13 protein-coding genes are annotated in these 16,667 nt (G+C 37.1%); 7 read left to right on the top strand and 6 right to left on the bottom strand.

Going from position 1 to position 16,667, the window contains the following annotated elements; translation table 11 throughout:
* Window positions 1-162: 162 nt before the first annotated feature.
* The 3 genes from QWZ01_RS18915 (at window position 163) to QWZ01_RS18905 (ending at window position 4,337) form a co-directional block, all read left to right on the top strand.
* Window positions 163-1,539, top strand: coding sequence for an undecaprenyl-phosphate glucose phosphotransferase (locus tag QWZ01_RS18915; protein ID WP_290326045.1), 1,377 nt, complete (start codon window positions 163-165; stop codon window positions 1,537-1,539).
* 77 nt (window positions 1,540-1,616) lie between these two features.
* On the top strand, window positions 1,617-2,789 hold the full coding sequence (gene porV / locus QWZ01_RS18910; protein ID WP_290326044.1) for a type IX secretion system outer membrane channel protein PorV: 1,173 nt from the start codon (window positions 1,617-1,619) through the stop codon (window positions 2,787-2,789).
* Between the two features lie 84 nt (window positions 2,790-2,873).
* Window positions 2,874-4,337: a hypothetical protein gene (locus QWZ01_RS18905; protein ID WP_290326042.1), complete on the top strand. Its 1,464-nt coding sequence runs from the start codon at window positions 2,874-2,876 to the stop codon at window positions 4,335-4,337.
* Window positions 4,338-4,361: 24 nt separating this feature from the next.
* Here the strand turns inward: QWZ01_RS18905 and QWZ01_RS18900 are convergent, their stop codons facing one another.
* The gene (locus QWZ01_RS18900) at window positions 4,362-5,369 is read right to left on the bottom strand and encodes a glycosyl hydrolase (RefSeq protein WP_290326040.1); all 1,008 of its coding nucleotides are present in this window, start codon (window positions 5,367-5,369) and stop codon (window positions 4,362-4,364) included.
* Window positions 5,370-5,641: 272 nt separating this feature from the next.
* Entirely contained in the window at window positions 5,642-7,147 is a 1,506-nt protein-coding gene (locus QWZ01_RS18895) for a glycosyl hydrolase (RefSeq protein WP_290326038.1), read from the bottom strand.
* A gap of 1,177 nt (window positions 7,148-8,324) precedes the next feature.
* Here QWZ01_RS18895 and QWZ01_RS18890 point away from each other — a divergent pair.
* The 3 genes from QWZ01_RS18890 to QWZ01_RS18880 all read left to right on the top strand — a co-directional run bounded on the left by QWZ01_RS18890 (window position 8,325) and on the right by QWZ01_RS18880 (window position 11,110).
* The gene (locus QWZ01_RS18890) at window positions 8,325-8,789 is read left to right on the top strand and encodes a hypothetical protein (protein ID WP_290326036.1); all 465 of its coding nucleotides are present in this window, start codon (window positions 8,325-8,327) and stop codon (window positions 8,787-8,789) included.
* A gap of 195 nt (window positions 8,790-8,984) precedes the next feature.
* On the top strand, window positions 8,985-9,422 hold the full coding sequence (locus QWZ01_RS18885; protein WP_290326034.1) for a hypothetical protein: 438 nt from the start codon (window positions 8,985-8,987) through the stop codon (window positions 9,420-9,422).
* A gap of 662 nt (window positions 9,423-10,084) precedes the next feature.
* On the top strand, window positions 10,085-11,110 hold the full coding sequence (locus tag QWZ01_RS18880) for an acyltransferase family protein (RefSeq protein ID WP_290326032.1): 1,026 nt from the start codon (window positions 10,085-10,087) through the stop codon (window positions 11,108-11,110).
* A 387-nt stretch (window positions 11,111-11,497) separates the two neighbouring features.
* Here QWZ01_RS18880 and QWZ01_RS18875 read toward each other — a convergent pair whose 3' ends face one another.
* The 4 genes from QWZ01_RS18875 to QWZ01_RS18860 form a co-directional block, all read right to left on the bottom strand.
* Window positions 11,498-11,935 carry a tail fiber domain-containing protein gene (locus QWZ01_RS18875; protein ID WP_290326031.1) on the bottom strand — a complete coding sequence of 146 codons (438 nt, stop codon included), beginning with the start codon at window positions 11,933-11,935 and terminating at the stop codon, window positions 11,498-11,500.
* 318 nt (window positions 11,936-12,253) lie between these two features.
* Window positions 12,254-13,051, bottom strand: a complete 798-nt coding sequence (locus QWZ01_RS18870; RefSeq protein ID WP_290326030.1) for an SDR family NAD(P)-dependent oxidoreductase — start codon at window positions 13,049-13,051, stop codon at window positions 12,254-12,256.
* 163 nt (window positions 13,052-13,214) lie between these two features.
* On the bottom strand, window positions 13,215-13,778 hold the full coding sequence (locus QWZ01_RS18865; RefSeq protein WP_290326027.1) for a TetR/AcrR family transcriptional regulator: 564 nt from the start codon (window positions 13,776-13,778) through the stop codon (window positions 13,215-13,217).
* Window positions 13,779-13,924: 146 nt separating this feature from the next.
* On the bottom strand, window positions 13,925-14,698 hold the full coding sequence (locus QWZ01_RS18860) for an isocitrate lyase/PEP mutase family protein (RefSeq protein ID WP_290326025.1): 774 nt from the start codon (window positions 14,696-14,698) through the stop codon (window positions 13,925-13,927).
* A 321-nt stretch (window positions 14,699-15,019) separates the two neighbouring features.
* Between QWZ01_RS18860 and treA the strand changes: the two genes are divergently transcribed.
* Window positions 15,020-16,585, top strand: a complete 1,566-nt coding sequence (treA, locus tag QWZ01_RS18855) for an alpha,alpha-trehalase TreA (RefSeq protein ID WP_290326023.1) — start codon at window positions 15,020-15,022, stop codon at window positions 16,583-16,585.
* The last annotated feature ends 82 nt before the right edge of the window (window positions 16,586-16,667 follow it).

The following is a 16,667-nucleotide window of genomic DNA, read 5'->3' as shown; positions in this document are numbered from 1 at the left end:
GATAATCGATGCCTCCAATCAATACTTCATTCTAACTTCTGATAACTTAATATACACTATGTTGTGATTGTTTACAGCGCCAGGGTATTAAGTTAAAATGGTTTAAATGATTAGTTAAAAAATAATGATCCTCACTTTTTATTTTTTATAAATCACAATTATATGAAAACACAATACCTATACCTGCTATATTTTGTTTTGAGGGTTACAGATTTGATTTTAATTAATTTATGTTTCATTGCTGCTTTCAAAATACTAAACTCTCCATTTGAAGATTATATAAACTTTTTGTTTGTAAGTAATTATATGTGGATTTTGGCCGCCTCAATTTGCGGCGTATATAAAGGAAGCATCACTCAAAAACATATTAAAATCTATAATGGCTCAATAAAAACATTTATATTATTCGCTATTTTCTTCCTGTCATTCGTAGTAATTGCAAAAGACTTTACCAAAACAGTAAAGTTTACAGTTATTTACTTTAACCTCATCTTCATTGGGCTAATTGTAAGCCGCTTTTTAGGCACATTGATTGAATTTATTATCAAACGCTTTTTCAACGTTAACAAATCGGTTGCTGTGCTGGGTAACAACAGCATGGGCTTAAGGCTGGCAATGTTTTTTGAAAACGCCGAAAATCACTTTTCGTTCAAAGGTTTCTTAAACAAAGATGACGGATCCGCAGAAGACAGTGAACATCCCAGCCATGAATCGGTAACAAAATATATCCTGAACGCCGCCGCAAATGGTGTTAATGAGGTTTACGTTACCATGCCCATTGATAAAATTGCCGATGCAAATTATTTAATGGAAGTTGCCGAAAAACACTGTGTACGTTTAAAATTTGTACCTGATTGGGATACCTACTTTAAAGCATCCTTTAAAGTAAACTACATGGATGACTTCCCGATCCTGAGCCTGAGGCAAGAACCTCTTGAAGAGATGGAAAACAGGTTTGTAAAACGTCTGTTCGATATTGTATTCAGCTCTTTGGTGTTAATTTTTATATTAAGCTGGCTTTATCCAATTTTGGGTTTGATCATTAAACTGCAAAGCCCGGGGCCAATTTTATACAAACAATTGCGCAGCGGGAAAGATAATCAACCTTTTATCTGCTATAAATTCAGAAGTATGCAGATACAGGATGATGGTAAATTTATACAAGCCACTAAAAACGATTCAAGGGTTACGCCCATAGGCCGGTTTATTCGTAAAACCAGCATCGATGAGCTGCCTCAATTTATCAACGTGTTGTTTGGCGATATGAGTGTAATTGGCCCAAGGCCGCACATTTTATCAATGACCGAACAATATGGCGAAATCATTCATCAATACATGGTGCGTCACTTCTTAAAATCAGGCATTACCGGATGGGCCCAGGTAAATGGCTTTAGAGGAGAAACCAAAAACACCGAGTTGATGGAAAAACGTGTTGAACACGACATTTGGTATTTAGAAAACTGGTCGTTAAAACTTGATATAAAAATCGTATTCATGACCATTTATAACATATTTAAAGGCGAAACAAACGCTTATTAAGTATTCCGCACTTACAGCTACCTAAGCTTACCTTATCACACCCCGGCGTGAAGTTTTTTATGCCTTAACCGTAGATTATGAGATTTTCTGGTTTTAAATTATGTGTCTTACTTATTGTAAGCTATGGTATTTGCTGCCAAAGTGTTAAAGCTCAGGTAGTGTTTAATACCAATGGCAGCAATAATACAGCTCTGCCAACAGCAGTGCCTTTTTTAACCATTTCGCCCGATGCCCGTTCAGGGGCCATGGGAGAGGCCGGTGTGGCTATATCACCAGATGCCAATTCTATTTATTGGAATCCGGCTAAACTTCCGTTTCTGGAAACAAATTCCGTTGTAAGCCTGTCATACTCGCCATGGTTAAGAAAGCTTGTTTCTGATATTAATCTGGCTTACTTAAGTTGTGCCCAAAAGCTCACAGATAGAAACAGCATAGGCTTTTCGCTCAGGTATTTCAACTTAGGAACTATTGATCTGGTTGATGATAACCTGGTATCGCAGGGAACCTACAATCCCAGCGAATTTTCAATTGACGGAACTTTTGCCCGCAAATTTGGCGATGAGCTTTCATTGGGTTTAACATTACGCTACATTCATTCGGGTTTATACAGCGGCTTCGGGTTAACCAGCGCGCAATCTAATCCTGTAAACGCTGTGTCTGCCGATGTTTCCTTGTACTCAACCCACAATACAGTGCAGTTTGATAAGGATGCCACATTCTCCTTCGGTGCCAATATATCTAACATTGGTACAAAGGTTAATTATTCAAAAGGTGGTCCGCAGTTGTTTTTGCCTGCTAATTTAAAGGTAGGTATCGCGAATACGCTATTTTTAGATGATGTAAACAAAGTAACGTTTGCACTTGATCTGAATAAATTTCTGGTACCAACGCCGCCTATCAGAGATAGTGTAGGTAATATAATTAAGGGCCGGGATGATAGCCGGTCGGTTGTTTCAGGTATCCTTGGCTCATTTTCAGATGCCCCCGGAGGCCTGAAAGAAGAACTTCAGGAAATTAACTATTCAACCGGGCTCGAATACTGGTATAACAACCGTTTTGCTTTAAGAGCGGGGTATTTTTATGAAAACCCCAATAAAGGCAACAGGAGTTATGTTACACTGGGTTTCGGGCTGGTGACCAATAACCTTAACATTGATTTTTCTTACCTGGCAGCAAGCCAGGACAAAAGCCCCCTGGCTAATACATTACGATTTACTCTTGGCTATAAATTCGGATCAACCACTCCGTAGCCTCCACAATCAATTAATTGCCTTTTGAAATTATGAGAAGAACTTTTTCAATTGTCAATTTTTTATCCGTTCAGTTTTAAAACTATGAAGAAGCTTCCCGTTGGTTTGTTATTATTATTTCTGTTGCTAAGCATTATAGCTGCTGAGGCTATATCAACGTCCGTTAATTTAAATTTGGACGGGCTTGGCGCATTGTTGAATGTTTTATTACCAGTTATTATTGGTATAGGTTTATTGATTGTAGTTGTAATTATATTCTTCTTTGTTAAGAAAGTAATTGCCCGTAAAATCATTTTGGTGGTTTGTATCCTGTTTAACCTGATATTAGGTTGTGCATTAAAGATCAGCTATAATTTGTCACTGAGCCAAAAGAAAAATATCGAAGTAACCAATCAAAGGCAAAAAAGCAATTTCTATCTGGCATCTAACCATGCACCTCATGTGGTATCTGCTGGTGAGCATGTTGTGATCGAGAACAGAGATGATTTTTTGAGTAATGATCATTTGGTTTTTACCCATCTTGGCAATAAGTGGAAAGCGGTAGCAAACCTGGGTTTAAAGAAACAGAACGAACAGGATCATGACCAGGTTACGCTGCGTATTAAAAACAACAGCAACGATAAGCTAACCATCAATAAAGCGGTTTTTTCAACCAGTGGGTTATGGAAGATAAGCAAGATAAACAAGCTTCACGTTGATAAGAGCGCATTCCCGGTAATTATAAACGCCAATGACAGTGCCGATGTTACGGTTACTTTTACCGCTGCAGCCATTGAAAAAAGAACTGAGACTGTTTGGTGGGCCGCATTGTTTAACATGCAGTTTAAAATACTACGTTTTGCCAAATCAATGAATTATCAATGGCCGTTGCAGAGCAGCTGTTTAAGGGTGAATGACGAGCTTTATCTTTACACCAATGACAGGGCTCAGCCAATTAAGAAAGTTTATTTAAACGGCTTATGGCAATACAGGGCAGAGGGAGATTGGGAGCCAGATTTGCAAAAAATGCTGAACACGCTTAACTTCAGTACGAATATTGGGTTTAAGTATTATGACAACCGATCTGAAGGCGAAGCACTTATTCCAAATACTGATGAAATAGCAGCATCTTATTTTCAAAAAGCCGATTTAAATAGTCCTGTAAAAATAAGACAACTTGCGGCTTATCATTCGCGCAATTCACGTAAGGAAGGGGATACCCTTGGATATTATTATAAAGACAATACCCAGGTAACAAAATTGTTTTATAATGATCCGAGTGCCAATCAAATATTATTGCCCAAAATGTTTAGCGGCCCAAATATCAGCTTTACATCATTTGATCCTCAACAAGAATTTGGTTTGTTAATGGGAACATCCAACACCGATAGAAAGAAAAATTTTAAAAATAAGATCGCCTTCAGAATATGGAAAGCGATGGATTTAGAAGGAAAGGAAATTCCGAATAGTTATATCATTGGAGGCGACTTTTTGGGCCAATCGGGCAGTAATTACGATTATCAGGATAACGTTTACTACATTGAAAATGTAAAGCCCGTTTATCCCTAAATAATAATAATCAGGCTTTGTTATTTATCTGCTATTGGCGTTTACGTTCGCGTTTATGAAGTTTTTATAAACCAGGTAAACATCCTTTTTTTGATAATCGGCAGAAGATGCGCTTTTGCTCAGAATACCGTAATTAGCCTCGTCTTGTGAGCGTTGGCTTATAAAATTTTGGTCAAACAACTCATAGATAAAAAAGCCCTTGACTTGGTTTGACGCTATAATGGTTTTAAGGCTTTTGCCTAAATAATCTGCTTGTTTAGTATAATCACCGTTTTTGGTTCCTTTCCAGTAATTAAATTCGGTTATCCAGATATCTTTATTAAAGCGGTCTTTAACCGTTTTTAAAACATTACCAAACTGACTTGCATTCGTTATGTCGCCCCCTCCCATATTCGAATACCAATGACAACCTACTATATCATAATTCACATTATTTTGCTTTAGCATTTCTAGGTAGTAAAAATGCACCCAGCTAAATGATAGGCTAACTTTAATGTCCGGCTGTACCGATTTTAAACCATCAATAAACCCTTTAAGCTTTGCTATAACCCTCGAAGCTTTATCAGCATCAAAATCATCGGCTTTAGTGCCGTTTCCAGAAACAATTATTTTATTATCCTCTTCATTCCCAACTTCAACATAAGGAAGATTTTTGCCGTATTTTAAACCAAAAGCTTTTCCCTGATTGTTGCACAGCGCGTAAACCTGATCGGCATTTAAGCCCGATAGGCCGCTAACTATCAATACAGGAAATGGAGTAATGGAATTGGAGTTTAGTTTATCAAGTATGTTTTGAAATGCCGCTTCGCTTTTAGGAAGGCCCTGCGCGTTCAGCGGAACATCAATTCTATAGGTGTTTAGTTTAAGATCTTTTAAAAAGGAGATCTGCTGGTCCCAGGTGTTTTTATTGTAATCAAATTGGGTGAGCGGATGCCCGTTTATGCCCCAGCGAAAGGATTCCTGGGCTTTTGACACGCCTGCTGATAATAAAATTAAAAGGCAGGTACATGTTATAGTTCTTTTTAATAACATAAGTTGGTATTATGGTAACCGATACTTACACCCGTATTCAGGCAACCGTTTGTTACTTGTAATACGATGGTGAATTTTGCTATTTCACTCTAAACAAAGCTAATATAAGTGTTTGTACTCATTGTTGGATAGAAATTTATTTTAATGGGTCATAAATGTAAAATGATGGGCACTTTTTGTTGCAACTTTAGTTAAAAACAAAAAGCCGCCCTTTTTGGGGGCGGCTTCTTGTCCTATGAAGATTTTTTTTGAACTGTAAGAATTAGAGTGATTTAGTTAACAAATAAGCTTGTAGCTACAGTTTTGTAAGCCCAAGAGCTGTAAGGTTTTGTCCATTTTACAAAACCATAATGTCCTTCTGCACCGGTTCTGGCAGGTTCATCAAAAAGCTCGTAGAATAAGCCGGCTTTCACCTGGCTGTTAGCTTTCATTTTTTTGATGAAAGCATTGGTAAATGTGCTTTGAATTTGATCAATGTTGCTTACGTTTTTCCAGCGTTGACCAACTTCAGTAAACCAGATAGGTTTAGTAAACAGGCTTGACAGTTTTTTAGTGATATCAGGCATTGATTTAGCAGTAGCGCTCTCCATGTCTGAATACCAGTGCCATGCAACGATATCAAATTTAACACCGTATGATTGCATGTATTGTAAAAAGTAGAAGTGTTTCCAGCTACCATCAATCATGGTTTTGGCTCCGGGTTGTTTTGATTTGATACCTTCGTCCAAGCCCTTTAAATAGGCCGCAGTTGTCTTTAATTTAGTACTGTTATAGTTTGATGCAACATCACCATCGCCAGAGTTTATTGCTTTATTATCAAGTTCGTTACCTAATTCGTAGTAAGTAAAATACTTAGCGTTTTTAGCACCGATGTTTGCACCAAAAGCTTTACCAGCATTGTAGTTTGTGCTTTCGGAAGCGCTGTAATTGATTTTAGTAACGTTGATCATTGCCAGTGTGGTTATGCCACTTGCAGTTCCGGCATTCATCAATTGAATAAAGCTTGATTGGTTTGCTACAGAGCCATCACTATTGATAGTGAAATTTTGACGGGCTACTTTCATACCCATTTTTTTCAGCATAGCCATTTGATTGGTCATGCTTACCGGCGAATAAGCTGAATTACCCATAGAGTGCATGTTTAATCCTAACATGAAGCTGCCAGAAACTGGAGCAGTTGCATCGCCCGGATCAGTTGTAGCAGCTCCTGTTTTAACTACAACTACATAGTTGCAATGAACATCGCTTGCCGGTGCAGCCATATTTGCACCTAATGATACAGAGCCAGCAGCATAGCTTTTGCTGTAAACATTAAATTTAGATACATCGGCATCACTTATACCTATAGTAGAGCTTGTTTTAGTCCAGCTATTAAGCCAGCTTGGCAAGGAATTTGCACGGGAATCATAAGCAACATAAACTGTTGCGGCTTGTGTTAATGTAAAAGTAAGATTTGAAGATGTGTTTGTTTTATCATCGCAAGCTGTTCTGATTAACAAGCCGCCTGATAAAGCTGAAGGAACAGAAGTTACTTTGTAAGTTCTGTCTGTGTAATAAACTACGTTAGTAGCTAATGTTGTTTGATTGTAAGTTTTAGAGGTGCCAGATTTTAAATTTGTAATAACTGCTGCTGCTACAACGCTGTTAGTCGCTGTAGCATCCACCGTCTGCACGTCCGCTGCAGCCGAAGGAGCAGGCTCTATATTATTTTCTTTTTTGCATGAAAAAAATACTAATAATAATGAGTTTGCCAGGATTATTTTTTTGTAAAGTTTCATAAATAATTACTTAAGGGGGTTGTTTAAAAGTTAAAAAAATCTACATTTAGATTAACTAAACGCTAATTAATATAAAAAAGTTGTATTGGATTGGGCGTTAAAATGAAAATTTCGCAAAAAAAGCCTTTCAAAGAACAAAAAAAATTAATGTTTGTATCAGCTAAAAGTACTGTTCCTAAGCTGTTTACATTCAAAAAAAATCAGCCACACTTTATTTGAAAAAAAATTGCCTTTTTCTTTATAAAAAAAGCCAGATTCATCAATTTTGAGTTATTCCTCCAGGTTTTACCTTTGTAAAAATGTTGTTATTATTGGTGTAAAACCTCTTGCCTGATTTCAATTATGATATTTTATTATTAACTATGAATACTAATTTGGCCATATAATATACCATGAATTCGATTGCAATTCACCAGCTCTACTTTTGCTGATAGCCAACATTAGTTCACCCTTTTAACAAATTTCAGCTATGCTGATATGTGTTAAACACCCAAAAATGCTAATTTATTTTAACAACACATGTAACTGTCAGCAAAACGGGAAATAGTGTTAACCTATAGGAAACGGCAATGCCAGGTTTTTGGCCTAAGTTATATTTGGTAGAAATGCTTAAAAAACATGTTTTTTTGCTTTTAAATTTACAGGGAGTGAATTTATTTAAATAGGAGTTGTGAAATTTTAATCTATAATTAGCGATCGAAATTTTGCTTTCCTAACAAATTTTCAATCTTAAAAGAACTTAAACCCGATCAAAATAGTAGACTATTCGAAATGTTAAGTTGAACCTGGGAAGATCTGTCCCGATTTTGATAGAGCCTGAAATATAGCTAAATACTGATTGATGCTTCGATGCAAATAATGAGTAATAACTCAGATTTAATGCTTAATAAGTAATTATTCAATTTATTGCTTAATAAAAATATAACTCTAAGGTAACGAAGTATTAATAGGTGTATTTAAACATGGGCCTCTGTAGCCAAAAAGTGAGCCTGTACAGGTTCCCACTATTTCTCTAATAATCACATCTTTATCACATTGAACAGGCATTGAAGCTCATGTTCAATTTAAAAGTAAACCTTATTGAAATGTAGTTTATCTAATTCATCCTGACATGAAAACAAACTTAGCCTTTCCGAACACATCAAACTTAACCATTGAGGATAGCCACTTTAAACAATTGTTGCTAACCGAGCTTAATAATGTTTATGCCGGTAAAAAGGATCTGATTATGTTTTTATCAGTTTTGTCGGCTCACGAAAATTTTGTCGCTTCAAAACAACAATTGCTAAATCTGCAAGATCAACTTCAGGTTCAATTGAAAAAATGCGAAACAATTTATGAGCTGTGTGAACAAGAACCAATGATAAAACAATTTCCGGAAAAGATGCTAACCTCTGTTGAACACTTCTTTTTGATAAAAAGGAACGAAAATGCAGGCAAAGGGCTGCTCTCGCTTATTGTTTATATCAAGTTGCATGAAAGCAGGGAAAGCGTATTGTTTAACAAAATCAAAAATTTAGCTCAAATTTTAGGTTATCATCATTGTTTGTTTATACTAAATCAGCCAGCTCAGCTCATCGTTAATTCGGATGATCTGATTGAACAAGCCGCATTTTTATATACTTCTAAAATTGCTGTGTAATTAGGATATCAATTACACAATAATCAATAAAAACTCTGCCTCACAATTTATTGGACTACAACCCCTGGTAACACAAATTGGTATTGCCTTTTAAAACTATCATAAATAGTTATTGGCGCTGTCAACCTGTTGGCCCGGGAATGCTTTGCTAAACTTTATTGAAATCAAATATTAACAATTTAAAAAAACACCGTCATGAACAGAACTTACTCCTCACTCGCGCACTTAGGACCAATCAGATTACTTAAGTGCTCATCAGTTACCAAACGCTATTTTTTATTAGCTGTTGCTATACTTTCACTGTCCTCTTTATCGGGCTGTAAAAAGAATAGTGCTGCCCAGGTAGATGACGTTAGCTTTTACGGCTACGGAAAATTAACCGTTGACTGCGAAAAGAAATGCCATGTTACTTTCGGCGATATTGATAAGATAAATGATTTTGATGTTGACGGCACAATGGCAACTTATGTGTTCCGTTATCAATCTAAATATGATTTAGACATTAAGATCACTCCTGAAGTAGATCAGAATATTACACTTAATGTTTATAGCAGAGAGCAATATCAAATATTTCATAATACAGCCAAAAGAACAGCAGGACAAGTTTGGGAAAGTAAAATATTGGTTCCTTAACGGCTGATAAAAAAGGGACTAATAGTTGAAAATAAAAAGGGCATTAAGCATTATAGCTTTTTGCCCTTTTTTTATTCCTTGAGGTAAGAAATCGGCTATTTTTTAATAAGAGAATTTTACCTGGGTAATTGTTATAATTAGTATTAATGTCGTGATTTTTCCCATTTTGGTACAAATTGCCACATTTTTGAGTCAATTATTATTAAATCTTTATTGTTTTGTAAATAAATACTACATTCGTATATAAAATCAATTTATAAGCTTAAGTCATAAAATCTTATTATTTATTTTAATGTGCGTATAACATTTGAAAATGTTATACGTATAAGTTTATGTGAAGTTTATTTTTTCATAATTAAGGTACAGATGTGAGAGTTATGTGCCTTAAAATTTAACAAGGGGACGTATGAAAAATGCGTCCCCTTTTAATTTGATAGTAAGTCCCGATTCCTATAAATCTCTGCCTGTGTTTTACCATCTTCCCAACAGGTTTATTAAGTATAATTAGCAACAATTATATAGCTGTAATAAGCTAAAACTAACCGTTATTTATTAACATATAAGACCATTCGTTTTTAAATTTATGCCATGTTAACAGGCGTAAGAAATAAGCCGGAATATTATATAGTTATACATAAGTGTTAGCGTAAAAAGTACAACAAATGAGATCAGAAAATATAAGAGTAGATTGGATTGATTATGCAAAAGGCCTGGGAATTATTCTTGTCGTGTTAGGACACGCCATTATTGGTGCAAGGGAGGCGCATCTGCCGGTAAACTTAAATATCATTAACCCGCTGTTTACCTTTATTTACAGTTTTCACATGTCGTTGTTCTTTGCTTTATCAGGTTTCTTTTTTGAAAAGAGCTTAGATAAGCATCATGAAAAGAAATTCCTGATCAATAAACTGCAAACTATTCTTTATCCATTTGTTATATGGTCGCTCATACAAACTGCATTTGAGGTTCTTTTTTCCGGTCAAACAAATACAGGCCTGTCGGCTAAGGCTTTATATACTTGCCTTTATATACCACGGTCTGTTTACTGGTTTCTATTTGCTTTGTTTTTCATTAATGTTATTAATGTAGGCCTTTATCGTATATCAAGAAAATATGGCTTGCTGTTGTCATGCCTGGTGTGGCTTATAGTTTTAATACTTAAACCTAATTTAGGATCGTTTGATAAAACCTTCCAAAACCTTATATATTTTAATTTCGGAATTTTACTGGCTCGTCATCTGAATTACCTCAGATATCTGTTGGAGAGTAAAATCATCATCCTTATAACTTTTGTGCTATTCATTGGGGCGGAGTATCTATATTTCGTTTATGGAAGATGGACCTGGTTTAACCGTTTAGATACACAATTGTTGGGTACTTTACTGGTTATGCAGATATCTTTTTATGCGGTGAAAACCCAATCAAAAACGGTAATGAATTTTCTGGGCGAAAACTCAATGATCATATTTTTAACGCATGTGCTTTTTACCGCGGGCTTCAGAATCTTTTTACAGAAAATACTGCATATTGATAATGCTTTAGTACACATTGTATTTAATACGCTGTTTGGTTTGTGCTTTCCGCTGGGTTTAAAATACCTGTCGGTTCAGCAACCCAAATTTGGCTGGCTGTTTCAGTATAACAAATCGGGCGGACAATCAGCCTCTAAAAAAGTAGCAATTCAATGACCCCTTGATAGATATATGCACCGGAAAAGTTTCGTGCTCCTGATTTAAATATCACGCGCCGACATAACCGTTCCGGTTCTGTTTTAATTTACCCTTATTGTAAGCCTCGGGAGATGTATTTTTCCGGGGCTTTTTGTACCATCCACCCTCAAGCTGAAATGAGTTTCTACGTCTCGACGATATGCTTATTTAATCAGATGACTGCTCCTTGTATTGGTGTAAATAAAATAATAAGCCAAGAGGCATTGCAGTGTGAAAGTTAGCTTGGGCTCATTCAGGAGATAATCACACTCATGCTCAGCTTATGTTGAGTCTTTAAAAGAACTAAAAGCAAAAACGCGGCCTTGCAAAGGTCGCGTTTAACAATTAGCTAAACTTATTACTAATTCATTTTGATATACTGCTTTCTTCAAGCTGGGTTATGCGCGCTTTTAGTTGTTGAATTTCTGCATGCTGATCTTTTATAGCTCCAACCAGCAGCGGTACCAGTTGTTGCATATCAACGATATTTGTTTCAATTGCTTTTAGGTTATTTTTACCAGTGCTATACCATTTATTATGGGTACTCACAGCGCCTGGCAAAACATTTTTTAAATCTTCGGCACCAAAACCAAACTGATTTCCGGCAGGCAGGTTGGCCCGGCTGAACTTATCACGATTAAATTCATAGGTGATAGGTTTAAGCTTGTTGATATAATTCAGGGCATTGGTTACAGGTGCCTGATTTTTGATGAGCCCATTATCGGGCGTGTCCTGAGCGTTAACTTCTGTAATTGCAGTGATAATCCCCAAGGAAAGGATGATTGTTTTTACCTTAAAGTTCATAGAATTAGGATTTAAATTGGCTATTGGCTTATATTGTTTAAACTCCCACTTCTTAATAATATTATAAGAAAATGGGAGCGGCGGTTAACATTAAACAACATTGTTAAAAATCGTAAATATAGATAAGAATCAATAACTGAAATTTATGATGGAAAGAATGTAAAATGCTCATGGTCAACTTTCTTTATTGTTTAGTAGTTGGTGACAGTTACTACATGTGTAGCTCATCACCTTTTACAATACAGAGAGACTGAATATGCCTAAACAAAAAATCCCCAAAAATGGGGATTAATATTAGAGTCTTTTTTACAAAGCTATTTAAACAGACCTTATAGTACCGCCATCTACCCGTAAAATAGCCCCGCTAATATAATTGGCAAACGGACTTGATAAGTAAGCCACAGCACCGGCAATTTCTTCGGGCCTGCCCAATCGGCCTATATCATTTGGTACAAGATCCCGTGCTGCACCCTTTTCAATATCTTCCCAACTTTCGCCCCAACCAAAGCGCGGTGCAATATCCAACAAAAGTTGTTTAACCGCAGGTACCAGTATGGCCCCGGGCGAAACCACATTGGAGGTTATCCCTGTATCTTTTAATTCACGGGCGAGTGATAAGGCAAGGTTATGGCGGGCAGCCAGTGAGGCATTATAATCCGGCTGCATGGCTATTGGTTGTATGGCTAAGCCTCCGCCTATCTGAATAATACGGCCCCAGCCCAGCGTACGCATCTGCGGCAAAATGCGGTGTATCATACGTACACCTGATAATACGTTTAATTGATAGGTTTCCATCCATGTTTCAGGAGTAGCCTCCATCCAGTGCATATGATGATAGGCGCCTGCGTTATTAACAAGTATATCAATAGCACCACCTTCAAGCGCGGCTAATGCTACGGCATCAGCACCCGCATCCGTTGCCAGATCGCCTATGGCAACATCTGCTACACCTCCGTTAGCCCTGATCGCGTTGGCCACGGCGTTTGCACGCTCCTGGTTACGGCCATGAATAATTACCGATGCACCTTCTGCCGCAAGTAAGTGTGCTATTGCTTCGCCCAAACCAGATGATGATCCGGTTATTAGGGCTCTTTTTCCTTTAAGTTGTAAGTCCATAATCTATTTGTTGCTTTATTTAACAATACAAAAGTAATACATTATTGAGTGAGTAGTCACTCAATAATGTAAAAAATAACTGACACTTAATTGAACAAAATGCAATTTCAGGGTGGGTTGAAAATTAAATGTTATGCTTGCAAAAGATCTGGTTTGTGCATTATTAGCGTGCCAGCATTGTCCATAGCATTTCAAAGGTATCGCTTATAATCTCTTTTTGTTTTTTTGCGGGTATGCCTGCCTGTATGATATAATTGTATGTACCGCTCATCTGGCTCATGAATAAAGCCCTGATCATATCAACCGGAACGGTTTTGAGCTCGCCCGCTTGCAGGCCTTCATTATATAAGTTAACGAGGGGACTTAGTTGTTTTGAAGGTTCGCCTACCTCAGGTAAATTATACAATGGCGAGTACTGGAACTGCTGGGTAAACATATACTCGTCCTGGTATTTGAGCGACCACTGTACGGAGTGATAATACAACTCAAAAAAGCGCTCCTTAATATTTTGAACAGGCTTAACATGCTCGGCCAGATAGGCGCGAAAATGTTTTTTGGTATAGTTATAAAGGGCTATGATCAGCTCATCCTTTGTTTTAAAATAAGTGAAAACAGATCCATGGGCAACACCGGCTTCTTTAGCTATTTTGCTGGTAGCAGTGCCTTGAATGCCATGTGCTACAAATAGTTTTAAAGAGGCATTTAATATGATTTGCTGCTTATCCATAATTACTGATTGAGTACTCAACTTTAAAGATGGATATAATATGCAATTGATACCAAAATATATTGCAAAAATGATGTTAGCCTAACTTATCATCATTTTTGCAATAATAATGTTTACCTGTTTGGTAATGCTATGAGAAATCTGATTTAAAACAGACTTGAAAAATTTTTTTCCCTGCTGATGTTTTGTGCAAGCGTTTCGGCTCTCTTAAAAACCGCGCCGCTGAAAAAGCTACCCATGCTTATTCTTTTTACCCCCAATGAACTTAACACTTCAAAATCGGGGAGGCCGGGCATGCACATTACATTTACGGGTAGTCCGGTGCAATTTACAGTGGTTTTTATATCGGGAATTGCTGTAATACAGGGTAAAAATATACCGTTAGCACCTGATTTTTCATAAAGCTTGATCCTGCTAACAGCCTCATCACAGGCGTTGGGGAGGCCGAGTAAAAAGGCATCGCAGCGTACATTGATAAAAATATCAATGCCAATAGCCTTTAACCTGGTTGTAATACCTTTCAGTTTTTGGGCAAAGGCTTCTGCATTAAGAATAGCGCGGCCGGAAGAATTTACTACGGAATCTTCAATATTGATGCCTGCGATATCTAAATCATGAAGCTGTTTAATGTTTTTAACTATAGCCTCTTCAGTTTCGCTGTAACCGGCCTCTAAATCTACAGACAGAGGAATTGACGTAGAGGCCTTGATCCTTTTAATGATCAGCAGGTACTCATCAAAAGGCATTTGTTCACCATCCTGATAACCTAATGTTTCTGCTAAGGCCATGCTTGATGTTGCAATGGCTTTATATTGTTGTTTTTCAAAAATAACAGCGCTTTTTACATCCCATACATTACCCAATAACAAAGGTTCTGTTTGTTGATGCAGGGCTTTAAATTGTTTACTTGCAATATTCATGTGTTCTGATTTTGTTGAAGTTCAATCATCAAAAATAACATGCCGGCAAAACACAGAATTGTACAAAACGGAACAGCAATTTACTATTAATGGCTTGTTTGGCTATGTATGAATTGATCATCGTTTTATTATAAAAGCCAGAATCTTCCCGAAAGCTTCATGATACTTAACGTATTTGCAGTAATGTGAGCATGTTTTTAATCAGGCGCGCTAATAATTGTTTGCTTGTATAGTAAAATGCTAATTATTGGCCTTTTTAATCATATTATAAGCTTTTTCTTTATCTTCATGATTCCGTTATTTTAACTGTTAACCTTTATTATGAGAAAAGCATTTTTAACATTTTTACTGTTATTTGTTTTTTTATTTGTTTACGCTCAAACCCTAACACCAAGACAATTATACCCTGGCTTGTTTGAGGCTGTACAACTATCCAATATTTTTCCGGATAATAAAGTATTTGTTGACGCTGTACCAAAGCGTAGCCCGGAGGAGATCATGAAGGATTATGACACACAGAAAAATACTCCTGAATTTGATCTGAAACAATTTATAGATGCTAACTTTCTTATTCCGGGTACACACAACGATGTTTTTAAAAGTGATATATCAAAGGGTATACGAAAACATATAGATACCCTTTGGCAGGTGCTATACCGCAGGCATGATACGGTTTCAAAATACTCTTCACTATTACCATTACCGCATGATTTTATAGTTCCCGGAGGCCGTTTTCGCGAAACTTACTATTGGGATTCATACTTTACCATGCTTGGTTTGCGGGAGAGCCATAAAATACAGGTTATTGAGAACATGATTGATAATTTTGTTTATCTGATTGATAAATATGGCTTTATACCCAATGGTACCCGAACATATTACTTAACCCGGTCGCAGCCTCCTTTTTTCTCCTTGATGCTTAACCTGTTGGCGAAAGAGAAGGGTGATAGTGTGCTGATCAAATATCAGCCGCAGCTTATTAAAGAGTACAAGTTTTGGATGGAGGGCTCAGATAAGTTAAAACCAGGTGAGGTTCATCGTATGGCTGTGCGCATGTCCGGTGGCGAACTAATGAACCGGTATTGGGACGACTCTGATAAACCGCGTGAAGAATCATTTAAAAAGGACGTTGAAGCAGCAAAGGAAACCCAGCAAATGCCTGCTGATTTTTACCGGAACATTCGCGCGGCGGCAGAATCTGGCTGGGATTTTAGTACCCGGTGGTTTGACACCTCGGGTAAGCTGTCGACCATTCAAACAACAAACATAGTTCCGGTTGATTTAAATTGCTTGCTATATTACCTGGAGCTTTCTATAGCACGCTCTTACCAGCTACAAAATAATAGCAAGCAATACAATATTTATTTAGCTAAGGCACAGCAGCGTAAAAAGGCAATTCAAAAATATAGCTGGAGTGATGCCACAGGCTGGTTTATGGATTATAACTGGCAGCAAAAACATATTACACCGCACCAAACCCTTGCCGGTGTATTTGCACTTGAATTTAAAATAGCCAGCGCCAAACAAGCTGCGATAATGGCTCAACAATTAAAGATTAAATTTTTGAAGCCGGGAGGTTTGGTTACAACATTTAACAGATCGGGCCAGCAATGGGATAGCCCCAACGCCTGGGCGCCTTTGCAATACATGGCTATTGATGGTTTAAAAAATTATCATCAGGACGGTTTGGCCAAATCTGTAGCCGAAGCATGGATCCGTACCAATATCCGTGTTTTTGATGCCACAGGAAAGCTTATGGAAAAATATAATGTGTTAGATACGGAAGTAAAAGCCGGAGGGGGAGAGTATCCTCTGCAGGATGGCTTTGGATGGACTAATGGTGTGCTTCTCCATCTTCTTAACCATTACCAGGTTGATCAGTTATAACATTTATTTGAAACAATTTTATTCTTTTACTGCTGATGAAGTTGAAGTGCAACAAGTATCTTTTTGATAGATTTAAGGAGTT

It is taken from the genome of Mucilaginibacter aquaedulcis (genome assembly GCF_030409325.1).
In the GTDB taxonomy this organism is placed as follows: domain Bacteria; phylum Bacteroidota; class Bacteroidia; order Sphingobacteriales; family Sphingobacteriaceae; genus Mucilaginibacter; species Mucilaginibacter aquaedulcis.
This window is presented reverse-complemented; position numbering and strand designations above follow the sequence as displayed.

Coding starts and splice junctions, on each gene's coding strand:
- QWZ01_RS18915 (WP_290326045.1), top strand. CDS start 163: ATGAAAACACAATACCTATACCTGCTATATTTTGTTTTGAGGGTTACA.
- porV (WP_290326044.1), top strand. CDS start 1,617: ATGAGATTTTCTGGTTTTAAATTATGTGTCTTACTTATTGTAAGCTAT.
- QWZ01_RS18905 (WP_290326042.1), top strand. CDS start 2,874: ATGAAGAAGCTTCCCGTTGGTTTGTTATTATTATTTCTGTTGCTAAGC.
- QWZ01_RS18900 (WP_290326040.1), bottom strand. CDS start 5,369: ATGTTATTAAAAAGAACTATAACATGTACCTGCCTTTTAATTTTATTA.
- QWZ01_RS18895 (WP_290326038.1), bottom strand. CDS start 7,147: ATGAAACTTTACAAAAAAATAATCCTGGCAAACTCATTATTATTAGTA.
- QWZ01_RS18885 (WP_290326034.1), top strand. CDS start 8,985: ATGAACAGAACTTACTCCTCACTCGCGCACTTAGGACCAATCAGATTA.
- QWZ01_RS18880 (WP_290326032.1), top strand. CDS start 10,085: ATGAGATCAGAAAATATAAGAGTAGATTGGATTGATTATGCAAAAGGC.
- QWZ01_RS18875 (WP_290326031.1), bottom strand. CDS start 11,935: ATGAACTTTAAGGTAAAAACAATCATCCTTTCCTTGGGGATTATCACT.
- QWZ01_RS18870 (WP_290326030.1), bottom strand. CDS start 13,051: ATGGACTTACAACTTAAAGGAAAAAGAGCCCTAATAACCGGATCATCA.
- QWZ01_RS18865 (WP_290326027.1), bottom strand. CDS start 13,778: ATGGATAAGCAGCAAATCATATTAAATGCCTCTTTAAAACTATTTGTA.
- QWZ01_RS18860 (WP_290326025.1), bottom strand. CDS start 14,698: ATGAATATTGCAAGTAAACAATTTAAAGCCCTGCATCAACAAACAGAA.
- treA (WP_290326023.1), top strand. CDS start 15,020: ATGAGAAAAGCATTTTTAACATTTTTACTGTTATTTGTTTTTTTATTT.